Below are 18,114 nucleotides of genomic sequence, written 5' to 3'. Positions count from 1 at the left end.
TTTCAATAATTACTGAAACTTCATAATCAATATTTGTCGTGTCTACCGCACCCGCTAACAAGGAGCTAAACAATGATAGATGAAACATTTGTGGATCTATCGCGATTGCAATTTGCAATCACTGCCCTATTTCACTTCCTATTTGTTCCCCTTACCTTAGGTATGACGTGGATTTTAGTGATCATGGAATCCGTTTACGTGATGACAGGTCGCGAAATTTATCGTGATATGACTAAGTTCTGGGGTAAGTTGTTTGGTATTAACTTTGCGATTGGTGTGGCGACAGGTCTAACCATGGAGTTTGAGTTTGGTACCAACTGGTCTTATTACTCTCACTATGTGGGCGATATATTTGGCGCACCGCTAGCGATTGAAGGCTTAATGGCTTTCTTCTTAGAATCAACCTTTGTCGGTATGTTCTTTTTAGGCTGGGAGCGTTTGAGTAAACGTCAGCATCTAGGTGCTACCTTCTTAATGGCTTTAGGGACTAACTTATCTGCGTTATGGATTTTAGTAGCAAATGGTTGGATGCAAAACCCAGTAGGTGCTGAATTTAACTACCAAACCATGCGCATGGAAATGACTAGCTTTGCTGAATTGGTATTTAACCCAGTCGCACAGGTTAAGTTTATTCATACCGTATCAGCAGGTTATGTTGCAGCATCTATGTTTGTACTTGGTATTAGTAGCTGGTACATCTTAAAAGGTCGCGACCTTGCTTTTGCTAAGCGTTCGTTCTCGGTTGCTTCAGGGTTTGGTTTAGCGTCTATTCTTTGTGTTATTTTACTTGGTGATGAATCTGGCTACGAAGTTGGCGAGGTGCAAAAAGTCAAACTCGCAACCATTGAAGCTGAGTGGCATACCGAAGAAGCCCCTGCCGCATTTACGCTAGTTGGTATTCCTGACTCAGAAGAACAAGTCACCCATGCCGCTGTAAAAATCCCTTATGCACTTGGCATCATTGCGACTCGCTCTATTGACGAGCAAGTAACAGGTATTAAAGACCTTGAAGAGCAGCACGAAGTACGTATTCGTAACGGTATGATTGCATACGAATACTTAGAAAAGCTTCGTGGCGGTGAAGACACACCAGAAAACATTGCAAAGTTCGATACCTTAAAAGACGACCTTGGCTATGGTTTGCTACTTAAGCGCTATACCCCTAACGTGGTAGATGCAACAGAAGAGCACATTCAAAAAGCAGTGAAAGACTCAATCCCTCAAGTCGGCCCTATGTTCTGGTCATTTAGAATCATGGTTGGCTGTGGCGTGATCATGCTTGGCGTATTCGTCCTCGCATTTTATTACAACGCACACCGCATTATTGAGCAAAAGCGCTGGTTATTATGGGCTGCGGTATGGAGTATTCCTCTGCCTTGGATTGCCATTGAATTTGGTTGGATTGTTGCGGAATACGGCCGTCAACCGTGGGCAATTTCGGAAATTTTACCGACCTTCTTGGCAACCTCGTCACTCACGGTGAATGACTTATTGATTAGTATTACTGGTTTCTTAGTTTTCTATACAGGTCTTGCTGCTGTAGAAGGCTGGCTGATGCTGCGCTTTATTAAACAAGGCCCAAGCTCACTTCATACTGGTAAATATCACCATGAACTTGCCAAAGCGGATTCACTTGCAAGCCAAGGAGCTCAGTCATGATTTTTGATTACGAAACACTAAAACTAATCTGGTGGCTGTTAATTGGTGTATTACTAATTGGCTTTGCAGTAACCGATGGTATGGACATGGGTGTGGCAATTTTGCTTCGCCTAGTTGGTAAAACAGATGTTGAACGCCGTACAGTTATTAACACCATTGGCGCTCACTGGGATGGTAACCAAGTTTGGTTCATCACCGCTGGGGGCGCACTGTTTGCGGCTTGGCCTATGGTTTACGCGGCCGCTTTCTCTGGCTTTTACTTTGCTATGATGCTGGTGTTATTTGCGTTATTTTTCAGACCGCTTGGTTTTGATTATCGCTCAAAAATAGATTCACCGCGCTGGCGTAATAACTGGGATTGGGGCCTATTTGCTGGCAGCTTTATTCCTGCTTTAGTATTTGGTGTAGCATTTGGTAACTTATTACTGGGCGTGCCTTATCATATCGACGACCTACTGCGTGTCAGTTATCAAGGTTCATTCTTTGCGTTATTAAACCCATTTGCCATTGTAGTTGGCTTAGTGAGTGTACTGATGCTGGTTGGTCACGCTGGTATGTGGTTACAACTTCGTACTGATGCAGAGGTTGCTAAACGCTCAGCACAATATGGTCAATATGCACTGATGGCGTTTATTGTATTGTTTGCCTTAGCTGGTGTGTGGGTATCACAAATTGACGGTTATAAAATCGTTAGCATGGGCGATACTCAAGGGTTTGCAAACCCGCTTGCTAAAACAGTAACGCAGGCACCGGGTGCATGGCTTGATAACTATACAAAAATGCCATTAACCATGCTGTTCCCTGCCCTAGCATTCGTGATGGCGGCACTGGCAATTGTATTATCTAAATTACAAAAACCAGCAATGGCATTGGCTGCGTCAAGCTTAATGCTCGCAGGCGTTATCTTAACTGCGGGTATGTCAATGTTCCCGTTTGTGATGCCTTCGAGCAACAACCCAAATATTAGTTTAACTATGTGGGATGCGGTTTCGAGCCATATGACACTTAACGTGATGTTTATCGCTGCGGTTATTTTTGTACCACTTATTCTTATCTACACAACATGGTGTTATGTGAAGATGTGGCGCAAAGTAACGATTAGTGAAATTGAAAACAACACTCACGGTAGCTATTAAGGAGATTTAAATATGTGGTATTTTGCCTGGATTTTAGGTGTTCTATTAGCCTGTACACTTGGGGTGATCAACGTAATGTGGTACGAATTTCACCAACATAAAGATTCGATTGCTGATGATGAGCTAGAGCTGTACGCGAGACTCAAAAACACCGATGACAACTAAACCCCGACCAAATCGCGCGCAGCAGCAAACGCTGCGCGCTTTTTTAAAGCAGTATAGCCAGTCCGCTTCAGGGCTTCTTAAATTAAGCATTAGTTTGGGCACACTCAACGCCCTATTAATGATTGCCTCTTGTTACCTTCTTGCAAACGCGGCTCATCAAGTCATGTTTGAACAAGCAAACTTGCAAGCCGTAAGCCCATTATTATGGCCGCTGGCTGGGCTAATTTTAGTTCGTGCTTTGTTGGTTACGCTAAGTGAACGCGTAAGTAACCTCGCCGCATTAAAAATAAAAAACGTGATGCGTAATACACTGCTAGAAAAGCTCAGCAAACTTGGGCCAGCCTACAGTGAACAAAAAGGTCACGGCGCAACACTTAACACCTTACATAATGGGGTGGAAGCACTGCATCAATATTACGCAAACTACATTCCGAGTGTGGCTTACAGTGCGCTTATTCCATTAGCGATATTGGTGGTGATTTTTCCAACCGATTACAAAGCAGGCCTCATATTCCTTTTAACAGCGCCACTTATCCCTTTTTTCATGATTTTAGTGGGCCATAAAGCTGAGCAGTTAAATCAAGAACGCTGGCAACAACTGGCGGTACTTGGTAATTACTTTTTTGACCGATTACAAGGCCTGACTCAACTCAAGCTCTTCAATGCAACCAAGCGTGAGCTAAATAGCATCAGTCAGATTTCTGATGATTACCGTGGAGCAACCATGGGTGTATTGAAAGTCGCCTTTTTATCGTCTTTCGCCCTTGAATTTTTAGCCACCATTAGTGTGGCCCTTGTTGCTGTAATCATTGGCTTTAGATTATTTTTTGGTACGCTCGATTTTGCCACTGGATTTGTGGTGTTACTACTGGCCCCTGAGTTTTACTTACCACTTAGACAAATGGGTACTCACTATCATGCAAAACTTGAAGGGATCAGCGCTGCTGCTGATATGGTCGACATAATCAATCAAAGCGACGCTGATAAACATGTCGGGTCATCTAAGCTTGAGTTACCGATAAAAGATATACAGCTGAGTGCGCTTACCTTTCACTACCCTGAAACAAACGAAGGGGTAACTGATATCAACTTAAGCTTACCAAGCTCAGGCTTAATTGCCTTTGTGGGTGAAAGTGGTTCGGGTAAAAGTACCTTGTTTGATTGCCTATTGGGTTTTCATCATCAGGCCAATAGTGCCATTAGCATTAACGAGCAACCACTGAGTGATACTGCATTAGCTGATTGGCAAGCACAGCTGGCATGGATCCCACAGCAAGCCACGTTATTTTATCGAACCGTTGCAGACAACCTGCGTTTAGCTAAACCCGATGCAAGCCAAGCAGAGCTCGATGAAGCAGCAAGTAAAGCTGGAGCACTTGAGTTTATTTCTGCACTACCTGATGGCTTTGATACCTTGCTAGGTGAACAAGGAGAAGGCCTCTCTGGAGGGCAAAAACAGCGCATAGCCCTTGCCCGTGCATTTTTGAAGAATGCCCCTGTGCTGATGCTAGATGAGCCTACCGCTCACTTAGACAGCCAAACAGAGCATTTAATCAATCAAGCAATCCGCGATTATGCAAAAGACCATTTAGTACTGGTTATTGCTCACCGACTGAATACGGTAAAACACGCCGATAATATTTACGTTATGCAACAAGGTCACATTGTTGAATCTGGTCAGTACCAGCAACTGACTGAGCAAGCAGGCCTATTTGCTAAACTTGTGAGCCAAGGTGACACCCATGCATAACTTTATACGTCTATTAAAACTGTGCAAACCTCATACTGGCATGTTGCTTTTAGGGGCTTTTTTAGCAAGCTTAACGGTACTCGCTAATGTGGGCTTGCTCGCTATATCTGGGTGGTTTTTAGCAGCCATGGCAGCGGCGGGCATTGCTGGTGTGCAGATGAATTACTTTACCCCAGCTGGAGTGATCCGCTTTTTAGCTATCGTGCGCACAGCGTCTCGTTACGGTGAGCGGATGATAACTCATAATGCTACCTTTTTATTGCTGAGCGAAATTCGCGTAAACATGTTCAAGACTCTGAGCCAACTGAACAACGTTGACTTAGCAATGAGTCGTAGTAGCGATTTATTTAACCGCCTACAGAATGATGTCGATGCGCTGGATAAATTCTACCTCAATGTGCTGCTGCCGATTATTGTCGCCTTGATCAGCATTCCTATAGTAATGGCCTTCATGGCCATGTATAACGCTGAGGTTGCATTAGTTTGCTTTACTTCACTGATGATTATTGGCGTGCTGCTTCCCGCATTGTTAAGCCATAAGCTTCATCAACAAGCGGATACCGAAACCCAACTTTCAGCCGACTTAAGAGCTGAACTTGCCGATACACTATCAGGTGCCAGAGAGCTTGCTGTCTATCAAGCACAGGCGGCGCAATTAGCGCATTGTGACTCACTCAGTAAACAATACAACAACCAGCTCTATAGTCGCCACAAAGCCGTGGCAAACAGTAATGGTTTAAGCACTTTGGTGATCCAACTAACCATGCTGGCCAGTGTATTTATGATAATTCCACTGGTTGCAATGGGGACTATGAAAAACGTTGAACTGGCGATGCTCGCGTTATTTGTATTAGCAAGCTTTGAAACCGTGCTCACCCTGCCTACGGCATTTATTGAATTGCCGCTTACTTTAAGTGCCGCAAAGCGACTGTTCGATCTTGAAGATAAACACAGCAGCTTAGCCAAAAAACCAAACAACTTAGACGATCAGTTAGCAAACCAATTAGCGGATCAATCTGGACTTGGCCTTGAGTTAAGCGAGGTCAATTACCAATACTTGGGGGCAAAAAGCAAAGCCCTTAGCAATATCAATTTTGCTATTGCGCCCGGCAGTAAAGTTGCTCTAGTCGGTGCCAGTGGTAGTGGCAAAACCACCCTAGTTAACTTACTCACAGGCCTTTGGCCGCTGCAATCAGGCTCATTAAAGCTCGCCACCAAGCAAGAAGGCACCTTTGAACTTGAAAGCTTGAGCACTGCAACACGCTTTAAGCAGCTAACGATAGTTGCCCAGCAGCATCATATTTTTGATGGCACGCTACGTGAAAACCTTCGCTATGCAGCTTTTGATGCGACAGATGAGAGGCTTATTGAGGCCTGTGAACAAGCTGAACTTGGCTCTTGGCTTAAGAACTTAAAAGCCGGCCTTAATACCCGCTTAGGAACCGCAGGCAGAAAGCTTTCTCATGGTCAGTCACGTCGTATTGCTATTGCCCAAGCTCTATTAAGGCAAGGTAATTTAATCATTCTTGATGAACCAACAGAGAGCCTAGATAATCACACTAAGCAAAACTTGCTGACTACAGTTGAGAGAATATGGGCAAATAAAACTATGCTGACCATTACCCATGACCCTGCAATGCTAAGTCGTGTTGATAAGGTTATTTGGTTAGAGCAAGGACAAGTAAGAGCCTTTGCGAGTCATGCTGAATTAGTGGCGAATGAAGCCGACTACGTAGAGCTTATTACCCGTTTTTAATCGAGCTGCTCAACGGTGACGTCAATCACACCTTGCTTGACTGAGGCAATTTGTGAAAACGCCTTTTTTGATAAGTCGATAATACGACCGCGGATAAATGGGCCGCGGTCATTAATAGTAACAATCACGCTTTTATTATTACTAAGATTAGTAACTTTTACTCTGCTGCCAAAACCAAGCGTTTGATGAGCCGCGCTCAATGCCCGTTGATTAAACACCTCACCACTTGCTGTCGTTAGGCCATGATATTTATCAGCGTAATAACTGGCTTTGCCTTTTTCTATTGCTCCTTTAGATACTGAAGGTGCACTACTACAACCAGTTATAATTAAGCTTAATAATGCAAAAACGATGAGTTTGTTCATATTAGTAGATCCTTTTTTGCCGTGAAGATAGCAAGCACTGACTTAGCAAAACCTGAACTATATCAAGTTACCTAATTAAGCGAATGAGTATAAAAACAAAAAAGCCACCTTACGGTGGCTTTTATAGAAGTTCGCTTATGATTAGCGAATAATTCCGCGCTCAGAGCTTTTCACGAAATCTATCATCAGCTGAACAGCTGGGTACTTCGCAGCATCTTCACTTAGCTCAGCGATTGCTTCTTCAACACCTAAGCTCTTACGATAAAGCGTTTTATATGCACGGCGTGTTGCCATGATCTCATCGCTTTCAAAGCCACGGCGTTTCATGCCTTCAGTATTGATTGCTACAGGGCCAGCCGGTGTACCAATAGTAGTTACAAATGGCGGTACATCTTTATTAACGCCTGAGTACATACCAACAAAGGCATGTGAACCAATTTTACAGAACTGGTGAACACCTGAATTACCTGCAAGGATCACCCAGTCACCTACGTGTACGTGGCCAGCAACAGAGGCATTGTTAGCAAAAATAACGTTATCGCCCACTACAGCATCATGTGCAACGTGTGTGTAAGCCATAAATAAGTTATTGCTACCAATTTTAGTTACACCTTGGTCTTGAATCGTACCACGGTGAATTGTCGCACACTCACGGATCACGTTGTTGTCACCAATGATCAAAGTCGTTGGCTCATTCGCGTACTTTTTGTCTTGGCAAGCTTCACCGACCGAAGCAAATTGGAAAATGTGGTTACCAGAACCAATCGTCGATGGGCCTTTAACAACCACATGAGATTCGATGATACAGTTATCACCAATAGTTACATCGTTACCGATATAGCTGTAAGGGCCAACTGATACGTTATTTCCAAGTTTTGCACCTGGTTCGATTATCGCCGTAGGATGGATCACTATTAAAACTCTCTTCTCGCACACATGATTTCGGCAGTACACACTACTTTGCCGTCAACTTTTGCTTCTGCTGCAAATTTCCATATATTGCGGCGCTCTTTTACAAACTCTACATGCAAATGCATAGTATCGCCAGGTAATACCGGCTGTTTGAATCGCGCATTGTCGATCGCTGCGAATAAATATAGTTCGTTATCGCTACGATTTTCAACTGTCTTAAAACCAAGTAAGCCAGTTGCTTGAGCCATTGCTTCTAAAATCAACACACCTGGAAAGATAGGTTGATTAGGAAAATGACCCGTAAAAATAGGTTCGTTCACTGTTACATTTTTAATAGCATGTAACGACTCGCCTGGCGTGTAATCAAGTACACGGTCAACAAGTAGCATCGGGTAACGATGCGGAAGTAAACTCAAGATATCCTGGATATCAAGACTATTTAATTCATTTGCCAAAATAGCATCCTTATTTGTCTTCAATATTGAGTGACTTAGTCAGTGACTCAAGTGCTTTAATGCGGTCTTTCATATCGCCAAGGTTACGGATATGGGCAATACTACGTCGCCATTCTTTGTTGGTTAGATGTGGCAAGCCTGAAGAATAAATTCCAGGTTCTGTGATTGCCTTAGTCACCATACTCATGCCGGTGATTATAGCACCATCGCATACGCTAATGTGACCATTAATTGCAACCATACCGCCAATCTGACAATTCCTACCGATCACTGTGCTGCCGGCAAATACCGTACAACCAGCAACCGCTGTACCCGAACCGATCTCGACATTATGCGCTATTTGACATTGATTATCGATAATTACATTACTATGGATGATAGTATCGTCTAGCGCACCACGGTCAATCGTAGTAGACGCGCCTACCTCAACCTTATCACCGATAATTACTCGGCCAAGTTGCGGTATTTTCACCCATTCGCCACGCTCGTTAGCGTAACCAAAACCATCACTGCCCACTACCGTATTCGCTTGGAATAAACAGTCGCTGCCAATCTCTACTTCATGGTAAACGCTTACATTTGCCCAAAGCTTAGTGCCTTGGCCAATTTTTGCGTGCTCACCAATAAAACAGCCTGGGCCAATCTGCACATCGTTTGCAATTACAGCGCCCGCTTCGATCACCACATTGGCGGCGATCGCGACATTATCGCCAATAGAGGCTGAATCGTGAATGACTGCACTTGGGTGAATACCCGTCACTGCTGAGCGCGGTGTGGTATCCATTAGCTGAGCAAGTTTGGCGTAACAAACATAAGGATTAGCAACAATGAGCTTATTACCCGAAAAGTACTCAGCATCTGCTGGTGATAAAATCACCGCACTTGCTTGAGTATCTTCTAATTGCGAGCGATATTTCTTGTTCGCTAAAAATGCAATATGCCCATGTTGGGCATTTGCAAGTGTAGATATTTTTTTAATCTCTGTGGCGCCGTCACCTTGAAGGTCAGCGCCCAGAAGATCCGCTATCTGCGAAAGCGTGTAGTTTTGCATATATGATTTCTATTGCTTACTTACTTTTTCAACAACTTTGCTTGATAAGTCATCGACAGTTTTAGGGTTAACATAAATCGTTGTTTCTTTAACTTTAACTTCATCGAATTTGCCAGCTTTCGCTACTTCTTCGATTGCATCTAAGATTAGCTTTTGAACTTTAGCTAGTTCTTGGTTTTGACGCATTTTGATTTCTTGCTCTAAAGGACGACCTTTTTCAGCAAGTTGCTGCTGCATACCTTGAATCTTAGTACGTAATTCTTCTTTTTGCTTGTCGCTCATCGTTGTTGCTTCACGCTTGAACTTTTCAGCTTCAAAACGGATATCACCTTGAAGTTTTTCTAGTTCTTGACGACGCTCTGAGAATTCAGCTTCTAAAGTTTGCTCTACTTTCGCCATTTGTGGGATTTGCTTGTAGATTTCTTGCATATCAACGATACCTACTTTGTGCGCAAATGCGTTAGTAGATAGACCCATAGATAAAGTAGCAAGTAGTGCAAAAGCTGTTGATTTAATTGATTTATTCACGAAAAAACTCCTTTAGAATGTATTACTAATGTTAAAGCTGATGGTCTTCGTATCGTCATCTTCTTCTTTTTGCAATGGATACGCAAAACTGATCAGCATTGGACCCATCGGAGAGATCCATTGTAGAGAAAGACCGGTTGAAACCCTAAAACGCATTGGATCTGAGTAATCATCCAACTTATCACGTTGCGCTGCAGGAAGATCTTGATAACGGTCAATATTAAACTCTGTATCCCATACGTTTGCAGCATCTACGAAGAAGCTAGTACGTACAGAGCTGGTGTTTTCTTCATCTAAGAAAGGTGTTGGAACAATAAGCTCCATCCCTGCTACCGCTTTGGCATTACCACCAATTCGGCCTGCTGTTTGTAATTGGTCAAATTCTGATGCGCCGCCAATATTCCCTGTACTATTACCATCATCAGATGGCGTACCTGGAATAGTCTGGGGGCTTCTAGCAACAGCTCGTGGTAGAATCGTATTTCTATCAAAACCACGTAGTTCCATCTCAGTGATTCTAAAGAACTCTTGAAATGGTAACGTTTGGTCAAACCCATTCGTAGTACCATAACCATTACCATATGCAAGGGCAGCACGAGTTGAGAACACCCAGCGGTGGTCATTACTGATTGGCCAGTAAAAACGCGAGTCATAATTTAGCTTAAAGTACTGTAAATCTGAGTTCGGCGTTGTCGCTGTTAAGTTAAGAGATTGGCGCGAACCTGCTGTTGGGAATAAACCACGGTTAACAGTTAAACGAGACCAACCTGCGCTTAACTCGTACTTAGTAAAATCAAAACCTGCATCTGGGTTATCAGGATCTAAGAAGGTTTCACGAATAACACGTGTTTGCTCATATTCTGCAATATCAGACAGCTCTTCTTGCACCCAACGAACACCAAAGTTAATACGGTTTACCGCATCGATTGGGAAACCGATGTTAGTACCAATACCGTAACTCTTCGATTTATAGTCGATTAGACTGAATTTACTTGCATCATAGTTACTGTAGAAGATGCTACTACCTTGCGACACACCATCCGGCGTAAAGTAAGGGTCAGTGTAAGACACACTAATACGCTCAGAACCACGTGAGGTATTGATGTTGAAACCAATTTGGTTACCGGTACCTAAGAAGTTTGATTCACTCACACCAATGTTAAATTGCAGACCCAAGTATGAACCATAGGCAAGACCTGCGTTAAAGCTACCTGCAGATTGCTCTTTCACAGTAAAATCTACATCAACTTGGTCATCTACACCTGGTACTGGCACAACATTAAAATCAACGCTTTCCATGTATGGTAAACGCTGGATTTGCAATTTAGAGCGCTCAAGGCTTTGGTTTGATAACCATGCACCTTCAAGCTGTGTCATTTCACGACGAACCACTTCATCAGAAGTATTTTGGTTACCGCCCACAATGATACGACGAACATAAACACGCTTGCCCGGATTAACAGAAAGCGTTAATTGAACTTCTTTGTTTTCGTCATCAATTTCTGGGATGGTGCGCACTTCAGCATTGGCATAACCAAAACGCGCTAAGTAGCTTTTAATAAACTCTTCAGATGATGTCACCACAGAGCCGTTATAAAGCTCGCCAGTTTTTAGCGGGATAACGCTCTTAATGAGTTCTTCACGGCCTAACAAGTCACCAATAAAGTCAAAGCCTTTCACTTTATACTTAACGCCTTCGGTGATATTGGCTGTTACATAAACAGAATCACGTTCTGGACTAACTGATACTTGTGTCGAATCGATATTAAAGCGCAAGTAACCACGGTCTAGGTAGTAACTGCGAATTTTCTCTAAATCACCTTCGATGGTTTGCTTTTGATACCTGTCGCTCGACATGAACTGCCACCACGGCAAATCTTGCTGAGACTCAGCTAATTTAAGTAACTCTTCATCAGAGAAAAGTTCATTACCAACTAAGTTGATTTGACGAATTGACGCTGCGTCTCCTTCATCAAACTCAAATAAAAGCTTTACACGGTTACGTGGCAACTTAGTAATGCTTACATCCACTTTAGCATTGTACTTACCGATGCTGTGGAAAAACTCCGTTAAACCCTTTTCAATGTTATCAAGGACTGTTTTATCAAGCGGCTCACCAGTACGGATATCTTGCTGGTCTAGCGACTCATTAAGTTGCTCATCTTTGATGTCTTTATTGCCATCAAATTCGATCATGCTGATCGTAGGACGCTCAGTCACTCGGAAGATAACACTATTGCCATCACGTAATGCTTTAATATTGTCAAAGTGACCTGAACGATAGAGAGCCTTTATGGTTCTAGAAATTGTGTACTCATCAATATTATCGCCCACGTTGATCGGAATATGCGTTAACGCAGCACCCAGTGCAACACGCTGTAAACCTTCAACTTTTAAATCATCTACAATAAAGGAGTTTTGGCCTAGGGCTGCAAAGCTAGCACCTAATAAACTTGAAACTGCCAAATGTTTTTTTATAGCCATTTTGTTATCTTTATCCTTTACAACTGTATTACCGCTCAACACCTTATAAATTTAACTTTTGCGGTGTTTTACAATCGTGTTCAAATTGGAATTTTTCGCTTACTTGTTATAAACGCGATACATCATTGAACAAAGCGAAACATGTTAAAAACAGAAGCAGCAAGGCCCCCACTTTAAAACCAAATTCTTGCGTCTTTTCAGAGACCGGCTTTTTGCGAAAAAGTTCAATTATGTAATACATTAAGTGCCCACCATCTAGCACTGGCAGCGGTAATAAGTTAAATACGCCAAGGTTTACACTAATTAATGCTAAAAAGCTTAAAAATGCAACCAAGCCATAGCTTACGCTAGTTCCCGCGCCAACTGCAATGCCCACCGGGCCACTTAAATTTTTAACCGACACCTGACCGGTAATTAAATTACCAATCATGTCAAAACTAAGGGTAATTAAACGCCATGTTTCTTGTATGCCCAGCACAATACTATCGACAGGGCCATAATGTCTAGTTTCAATATAGTTTTCTGGCCATGGCTCAACCACCGGAGACACACCTAAAAAGCCCTGAGCAACGCCCGCATCATTGGTTCTGCTTTGTGGCGTCACAGACAGCTCTTTTATACTATCTTGCCTTTGTACACTAAATTGTAAGGATTTGTTAGGTGATTGCTGAATTAGTGAAACTAACTGGGTCCAACTGCTGATATTTTCACCATTTACAGCAAAGATTTTGTCGTTTCCCTGTAACCCTGCAGCTTCTGCCGCCGAGCCTTTGCTGATCATCGCCACTTCTAAAAGTGCTTTAGGACGAAATGGTACAATGCCTATCGAGGTTAATGGCGGAACGTCTTGTTGATCTAGTTTCCAACCATCTAAGTTAAGAGTACGCACATGCTTTTGATAATTCTGATCACGAAGCGTTACCACAACACTTTGCTCACCTAAGCGGCTCATTAGCGAGAATGTTGCATCTTGCCAAGTATTGATATCGTCTTCACCAATTTTAATAATTTGCTGATTTGGCTGAATATTAGCAGCTGCGGCACGGCTGCCTTGAGACACCTCACCCACCACAGGTTTTAATGACTGAACGCCGACCATATACATTACAGCAAGGGCAAAAATAGCGAATAAAAAGTTTGCCATCGGGCCAGCAGCCACAATAGCAATACGTGCTTTTACTGATTTAGCATTAAATGATAAATGTCGCTGCTCTGGCGGGACTTCGTCAACACGCTCATCAAGCATTTTGACATAACCACCTAGTGGGATTGCTGCAATCACATATTCGGTTTGCTGTTTGTCGTACCACTTGATCAACGGCTTACCAAAGCCAATTGAAAAACGCAGCACTTTCACGCCGGCTTTTCGCGCAACCCAGAAATGACCATATTCATGCACAGTCACTAAAATACCCAGAGCAAGAATAAATGAGCCAAGATTCCAGAAAAAATCAAACATGCTAGTTGATGCCTCTTTTTAGAAACTCAGTCGCTTTTACACGTGCAGCTTGGTCGCAAGCTAAAATCTCATCGAGGGTCTGCACGTTGATATTTTGTGTTGCATTAAGCGTTTCAGCGTTAATTCGATAAATATCTGTAAAGCCGATTTGACCATTTAGAAATGCTGCAACCGCTATTTCATTCGCCGCATTTACTGTGGTGGTTGCACCTTGCCCCATTTCACACGCATCAATGGCAAGTTTTAAATTAGGGTAACGAGCATAATCTGGTTTAGTGAAAGTAAAATCTGCCATTTGTGAAAAATCGAGCGGTTTTACACCCGCATCGACACGCTCAGGAAAAGCTAAAGCATGAGCAATTGGTGTGCGCATATCTGGATTGCCCATTTGCGCAAGCACTGAGCCATCTTGATATTGCACCATAGAGTGAATAATACTTTGTGGGTGGATCACCACTTCAATATCACTGGCACAGCAGTTAAACAGCCACTTGGCTTCTATAAACTCTAGGCCTTTATTCATCATAGTCGCTGAGTCGACAGATATTTTTTGTCCCATTGACCAGTTTGGATGTGCCACTGCTTCTGCAACAGTCACTGATGGTAGTGTCGATAAATCACGTTTTAAGAAAGGACCACCAGAACCTGTAAGCAAGATTTTGCTCACGCCATTGTCGGCAAGTAGGCCAGATGCATTTTGTAATGATGCTGGCATACATTGGAAAATCGCATTATGTTCGCTATCGATAGGCAGTAAAGTTGCGCCATGTTGTTTTACTTTATCAATAAACAACTGACCCGACATAACTAGCGACTCTTTATTCGCTAGCAACACTTTTTTGCCTGCTTCAACTGCACTTAAAGTCGGTAACAGACCCGCTGCACCTACTATCGCCGACATCACTGCATTAACATCGGTATGTGCAGCAAGCTCACACATCGCATCAACACCTGCTAGCACCTGTGTGTTACACGAGCTATTTGCAAGTAAATTTGATAGCGCACTAGCGGCTTGTTGATCAGCCATTACAGCAAACTTAGGCTGATGTGCAACACACAGTTCAGCCATTTGCTCGGCATTTTTACCCGCCGCTAAAGCAAAAACCGCAAAGCGCTCTGGGTTTCTAGAAACAACATCTAAGGTGCTTAAACCGATTGAACCAGTTGCGCCCAGTACGACAAGTTGCTCTACCTTGCTCATAAACTCAGTGTCCATGCGTAGCAAAGTACAAAGATTGGCGCAGCTGCGGTTAAGCTATCGATACGATCTAAAATACCGCCATGACCTGGTAAACATGAGCCGCTGTCTTTCAAGCCAACTTCACGTTTAAACATACTTTCGAGTAAATCGCCTACGGCTGAGAATAACGCGATAAATGCAGTCATCACGGCATAGATTGGCCAAACACTCATATCAACATTAGTGAAATGGCAAAATGCTAAAACAAAAACAACCGAAGCCACTACACCACCTAATAATCCTTCAATTGTTTTATTAGGACTTACCTTTGGCATTAGTTTACGTTTACCTAAGTTCTTACCAGTAAAGTAAGCACCAATATCTGCGCTCCACACAATACCAAGTACAACTAAAATTAACATTGAACCAAAGTGAGTAGATTCGCCATAACTTGCGCTACGTAGTGTATTTAGTGCAAGCCAAAGTGGCACTAGCGTTAAAAAGCCTGCAATGGCACGCATTACAATGCCTTCATTCCAAGCCTTTGCCATAGCTGGGTAGCGCCAAACTAAATAAGTTGCCACAATCCACCATGCAAATGACAAGGTAAATAGGTAGTTTGCATCACCCACTAATTGACCATTTTGCCAAAGTGATTCAATGGGCCAATGCCAGTTCAGTAATGCCAAAAATGCAGCCGTTGCTGCAACAAATCCAAAACGTTTAACTTTATCGCATAGGCCCATAAATGCAGACCACTCCCATGCACCGAGTAAAACAATACCGGCGGCGATATAACTAAATAGTGTTAATGGGGTATAAAAAACCAAAATAAGTGCAAGTGGTGCCAACACGAGCGAGGTTAAAATTCGTTGTTTTAGCAATGTGTGTACCTTCAACTAGTAATTAGGTCTCGGCGAGTAATTGTTTTATTTGTTCGCCTGTACAACCAAATCGTCGCTCTCTGGCAACGTAACATGCGATAGCGTCAGCAAATGCAGCTTCATTGAAGTCTGGCCAAAGCGTATCGGTAAAGTAAAGCTCAGCATAAGCCGCTTGCCATAAAAGGAAGTTACTGATGCGTAAATCTCCACCGGTGCGGATCATTAAATCAAGCTCACCTTGGTCGGCCATACTCATTTGTTCAGCCATTAGCTCTTCAGTAATATCTTCTGCGGCCATTTCACCGGCTGCGACTTTTTTCGCAAGCGTTGTTGCGGCGTTAGTAATATCCCAACGTCCACCATAATTAGCTGCCACGTTTAACTGTAGACCCGTATTATTACGAGTTAATTCATGGGCTGCATCAACTTTATTGCGCAAACCTTCTGAAAAGCGTGATAAATCACCAATTATGTTTAGCTTTACATTATTTTTATGAAGTTTTTTAACTTCTTTGCCCAGTACAAATAAAAATAGCTCCATGAGCGTATTTACTTCGTCTTCTGGACGTCGCCAATTTTCGCTACTAAATGCGAATAGTGTTAACGACTGTATACCTAAGCGAGTACAAAATTGCACTGATTGACGAACCGCATCAACGCCCTTTTTGTGCCCATAAACACGTGGGCGATTTTTCGCTTGTGCCCAACGTCCGTTGCCATCCATGATTATAGCGACATGCTTAGGCAAACTTTGCTGGGAAATTTTATCAGCGTTAAGAACCATAAATATCGAGTATTCCATAAAAAAACGCCGTCTAGTATACCCTAGACGGCGTTTCAAAACTAATAAATTTAGTTGCGTCTGTTTACTTGCAGAATCAATGTCTGAAAGATAAACAGCAGCGATTAGATTTCCATTAACTCAGCTTCTTTTGCAGCTAGTTGTGCGTCCATCTCTTTGATGAACTTATCAGTAAGCTTTTGGATCTCGTCTTCTGCTTGACGTGCTTCATCTTCAGAAATGTCTTTTTCTTTCAATAAGCTCTTAATGTCGCCATTTGCGTCACGACGGATGTTACGTACAGCAACACGGCCGCTTTCAACTTCGCCACGTACGATTTTGATAAGGTCTTTACGACGTTCTTCTGTAAGTGGAGGAAGTGGAACACGAATAACAGTACCTGCAGACATTGGGTTTAAACCTAAATCTGAAGCCATAATCGCTTTTTCTACTGCTTGAGCTAGTGACTTATCAAACACGCTAATTGCAAGTGTACGTGAGTCTTCAATTGTTACGTTAGCAACTTGGTTTAATGGTGTGTCTGCACCGTAGTAAGACACTTGAATACCGTCAAGTAATGCTGGGTGCGCACGGCCTGTGCGAATTTTAGATAATTGACTGCCTAGTGCCGCAACACTTTTTTGCATACGTTCTGACGCATCTTTTTTGATATCGTTAATCACGGTTCAATCCTAATCTATTTGCTAGTTTCATCTGAGGCTTGTGAAGAGATAAGCGTTCCTTCATCTTCGCCCATAATAACACGCTTAAGCGCGCCTGATTTATTCATGTTAAATACGCTTAATGGCATGTTGTGGTCACGCGCCAGCGTAAATGCAGCTAAATCCATAACCTTAAGCTCTTTATCAATGATTTCATTGTAGCTTAAGTGGCGATATAGTGTAGCGTCTGGGTTTTTCACTGGATCATCAGAGTAAACACCATCCACTTTAGTCGCTTTGATTACAGTATCTGCTTCAATTTCAATACCACGTAAACACGCTGCTGAGTCAGTCGTAAAGAATGGGTTACCTGTACCCGCTGAGAAAATTACAACGCGGCCAGATTTTAATAGGCTGATAGCTTCTGCCCAGTTGTAAGCATCACACACACCGTTAAGTGGGATAGCAGACATTAAACGACAATTTACAAATGCACGGTGCAGTGCATCACGCATTGCTAAACCATTCATTACAGTCGCAAGCATACCCATGTGGTCGCCAACTACGCGGTTCATACCCGCTTCTGCTAATGAACCACCACGCAAGAAGTTACCACCACCGATAACTAAACCTACTTCTACGTCGAGCTCTACAAGTTCTTTAATTTCTTGAGCCATACGGTCAAGTACTTTTGGGTCGATGCCGAAGCCTTCGTCTCCCATTAATGCTTCACCGCTAAGTTTAAGAAGAACACGTCTAAAAATAGGTTTACGATTGATAGTCATAATATTTGGGCCAGCCTTAGTAATGAGATAAAAAATAACCGCGCTATGGTTACACATAAAACGCGGTTATTTTAAAGAATTTTCATCAGTGACGCAAAAGCT

General features: G+C 42.8%; 17 protein-coding genes. 5 read left to right on the top strand and 12 right to left on the bottom strand.

Going from position 1 to position 18,114, the window contains the following annotated elements; genetic code table 11:
* Nucleotides 1-72: 72 nt before the first annotated feature.
* Genes AN213_RS18295 through cydC form a run of 5 tightly spaced genes read left to right on the top strand, consistent with a single transcriptional unit; the run spans nt 73 to nt 6,466 of the window.
* Nucleotides 73-1,659 (top strand): cytochrome ubiquinol oxidase subunit I, encoded by a 1,587-nt coding sequence (locus AN213_RS18295; protein ID WP_054562035.1) that lies wholly within the window; start codon nt 73-75, stop codon nt 1,657-1,659.
* Nucleotides 1,656-2,795: a cytochrome d ubiquinol oxidase subunit II gene (gene cydB, locus AN213_RS18290; RefSeq protein ID WP_055021939.1), complete on the top strand. Its 1,140-nt coding sequence runs from the start codon at nt 1,656-1,658 to the stop codon at nt 2,793-2,795. Before AN213_RS18295 ends, cydB begins: the two co-directional genes overlap by 4 nt.
* Nucleotides 2,796-2,807: 12 nt before the next feature.
* Nucleotides 2,808-2,960: a cytochrome bd-I oxidase subunit CydX gene (gene cydX, locus AN213_RS18285; protein WP_054553108.1), complete on the top strand. Its 153-nt coding sequence runs from the start codon at nt 2,808-2,810 to the stop codon at nt 2,958-2,960.
* Entirely contained in the window at nt 2,950-4,710 is a 1,761-nt protein-coding gene (gene cydD, locus AN213_RS18280; RefSeq protein ID WP_055199302.1) for a thiol reductant ABC exporter subunit CydD, read from the top strand. Before cydX ends, cydD begins: the two co-directional genes overlap by 11 nt.
* Complete coding sequence (gene cydC / locus AN213_RS18275) at nt 4,703-6,466, top strand: thiol reductant ABC exporter subunit CydC (protein WP_055199301.1); 1,764 nt, start codon at nt 4,703-4,705, stop codon at nt 6,464-6,466. The genes cydD and cydC overlap by 8 nt, the downstream gene beginning before the upstream one ends.
* Here the strand turns inward: cydC and AN213_RS18270 are convergent.
* From AN213_RS18270 to pyrH, 12 genes are all read right to left on the bottom strand, one after another.
* A complete protein-coding gene (locus AN213_RS18270; protein ID WP_055199300.1) occupies nt 6,463-6,831 on the bottom strand; it encodes a septal ring lytic transglycosylase RlpA family protein in 369 nt (122 codons plus the stop codon). The genes cydC and AN213_RS18270 overlap by 4 nt on opposite strands.
* Nucleotides 6,832-6,972: 141 nt before the next feature.
* Complete coding sequence (lpxA, locus tag AN213_RS18265; protein WP_054553112.1) at nt 6,973-7,743, bottom strand: acyl-ACP--UDP-N-acetylglucosamine O-acyltransferase; 771 nt, start codon at nt 7,741-7,743, stop codon at nt 6,973-6,975.
* A gap of 2 nt (nt 7,744-7,745) precedes the next feature.
* Nucleotides 7,746-8,198, bottom strand: coding sequence for a 3-hydroxyacyl-ACP dehydratase FabZ (gene fabZ, locus AN213_RS18260; RefSeq protein WP_054562040.1), 453 nt, complete (start codon nt 8,196-8,198; stop codon nt 7,746-7,748).
* A 10-nt stretch (nt 8,199-8,208) separates the two neighbouring features.
* Complete coding sequence (gene lpxD, locus AN213_RS18255; protein ID WP_054562041.1) at nt 8,209-9,249, bottom strand: UDP-3-O-(3-hydroxymyristoyl)glucosamine N-acyltransferase; 1,041 nt, start codon at nt 9,247-9,249, stop codon at nt 8,209-8,211.
* A gap of 9 nt (nt 9,250-9,258) precedes the next feature.
* Nucleotides 9,259-9,777, bottom strand: a complete 519-nt coding sequence (locus AN213_RS18250) for an OmpH family outer membrane protein (RefSeq protein ID WP_054553115.1) — start codon at nt 9,775-9,777, stop codon at nt 9,259-9,261.
* Nucleotides 9,778-9,789: 12 nt separating this feature from the next.
* Nucleotides 9,790-12,261 carry an outer membrane protein assembly factor BamA gene (gene bamA, locus AN213_RS18245; RefSeq protein WP_055199299.1) on the bottom strand — a complete coding sequence of 824 codons (2,472 nt, stop codon included), beginning with the start codon at nt 12,259-12,261 and terminating at the stop codon, nt 9,790-9,792.
* A gap of 106 nt (nt 12,262-12,367) precedes the next feature.
* On the bottom strand, nt 12,368-13,720 hold the full coding sequence (rseP, locus tag AN213_RS18240; RefSeq protein ID WP_055199298.1) for a sigma E protease regulator RseP: 1,353 nt from the start codon (nt 13,718-13,720) through the stop codon (nt 12,368-12,370).
* Between the two features lies 1 nt (nt 13,721).
* Entirely contained in the window at nt 13,722-14,921 is a 1,200-nt protein-coding gene (gene ispC / locus AN213_RS18235) for a 1-deoxy-D-xylulose-5-phosphate reductoisomerase (protein ID WP_055199297.1), read from the bottom strand.
* The gene (locus AN213_RS18230) at nt 14,918-15,784 is read right to left on the bottom strand and encodes a phosphatidate cytidylyltransferase (protein WP_055199296.1); all 867 of its coding nucleotides are present in this window, start codon (nt 15,782-15,784) and stop codon (nt 14,918-14,920) included. The genes ispC and AN213_RS18230 overlap by 4 nt, the downstream gene beginning before the upstream one ends.
* A 22-nt stretch (nt 15,785-15,806) precedes the next feature.
* Nucleotides 15,807-16,586 (bottom strand): isoprenyl transferase, encoded by a 780-nt coding sequence (locus AN213_RS18225; protein WP_054553120.1) that lies wholly within the window; start codon nt 16,584-16,586, stop codon nt 15,807-15,809.
* Between the two features lie 104 nt (nt 16,587-16,690).
* A complete protein-coding gene (gene frr, locus AN213_RS18220) occupies nt 16,691-17,248 on the bottom strand; it encodes a ribosome recycling factor (protein ID WP_054553121.1) in 558 nt (185 codons plus the stop codon).
* 14 nt (nt 17,249-17,262) lie between these two features.
* A complete protein-coding gene (gene pyrH / locus AN213_RS18215) occupies nt 17,263-18,012 on the bottom strand; it encodes a UMP kinase (protein ID WP_054553317.1) in 750 nt (249 codons plus the stop codon).
* Between the last annotated feature and the right edge of the window lie 102 nt (nt 18,013-18,114).

Source organism: Pseudoalteromonas sp. P1-8, from assembly GCF_001399985.1.
In the GTDB taxonomy this organism is placed as follows: Bacteria; Pseudomonadota; Gammaproteobacteria; order Enterobacterales; family Alteromonadaceae; genus Pseudoalteromonas.
Note: the sequence above shows the minus strand (reverse complement) of the source record. Positions and strands in the feature narration are given on the sequence as shown.

Bases quoted from the DNA above. Each gene is read 5' to 3' on its own strand.
- cydD (WP_055199302.1), top strand. From the start codon at position 2,950: ATGACAACTAAACCCCGACCAAATCGCGCGCAGCAGCAAACGCTGCGC.
- pyrH (WP_054553317.1), bottom strand. From the start codon at position 18,012: ATGACTATCAATCGTAAACCTATTTTTAGACGTGTTCTTCTTAAACTT.
- lpxD (WP_054562041.1), bottom strand. From the start codon at position 9,249: ATGCAAAACTACACGCTTTCGCAGATAGCGGATCTTCTGGGCGCTGAC.
- cydC (WP_055199301.1), top strand. From the start codon at position 4,703: ATGCATAACTTTATACGTCTATTAAAACTGTGCAAACCTCATACTGGC.
- bamA (WP_055199299.1), bottom strand. From the start codon at position 12,261: ATGGCTATAAAAAAACATTTGGCAGTTTCAAGTTTATTAGGTGCTAGC.
- AN213_RS18295 (WP_054562035.1), top strand. From the start codon at position 73: ATGATAGATGAAACATTTGTGGATCTATCGCGATTGCAATTTGCAATC.
- cydX (WP_054553108.1), top strand. From the start codon at position 2,808: ATGTGGTATTTTGCCTGGATTTTAGGTGTTCTATTAGCCTGTACACTT.
- ispC (WP_055199297.1), bottom strand. From the start codon at position 14,921: ATGAGCAAGGTAGAGCAACTTGTCGTACTGGGCGCAACTGGTTCAATC.
- AN213_RS18270 (WP_055199300.1), bottom strand. From the start codon at position 6,831: ATGAACAAACTCATCGTTTTTGCATTATTAAGCTTAATTATAACTGGT.
- cydB (WP_055021939.1), top strand. From the start codon at position 1,656: ATGATTTTTGATTACGAAACACTAAAACTAATCTGGTGGCTGTTAATT.
- rseP (WP_055199298.1), bottom strand. From the start codon at position 13,720: ATGTTTGATTTTTTCTGGAATCTTGGCTCATTTATTCTTGCTCTGGGT.
- AN213_RS18225 (WP_054553120.1), bottom strand. From the start codon at position 16,586: ATGGAATACTCGATATTTATGGTTCTTAACGCTGATAAAATTTCCCAG.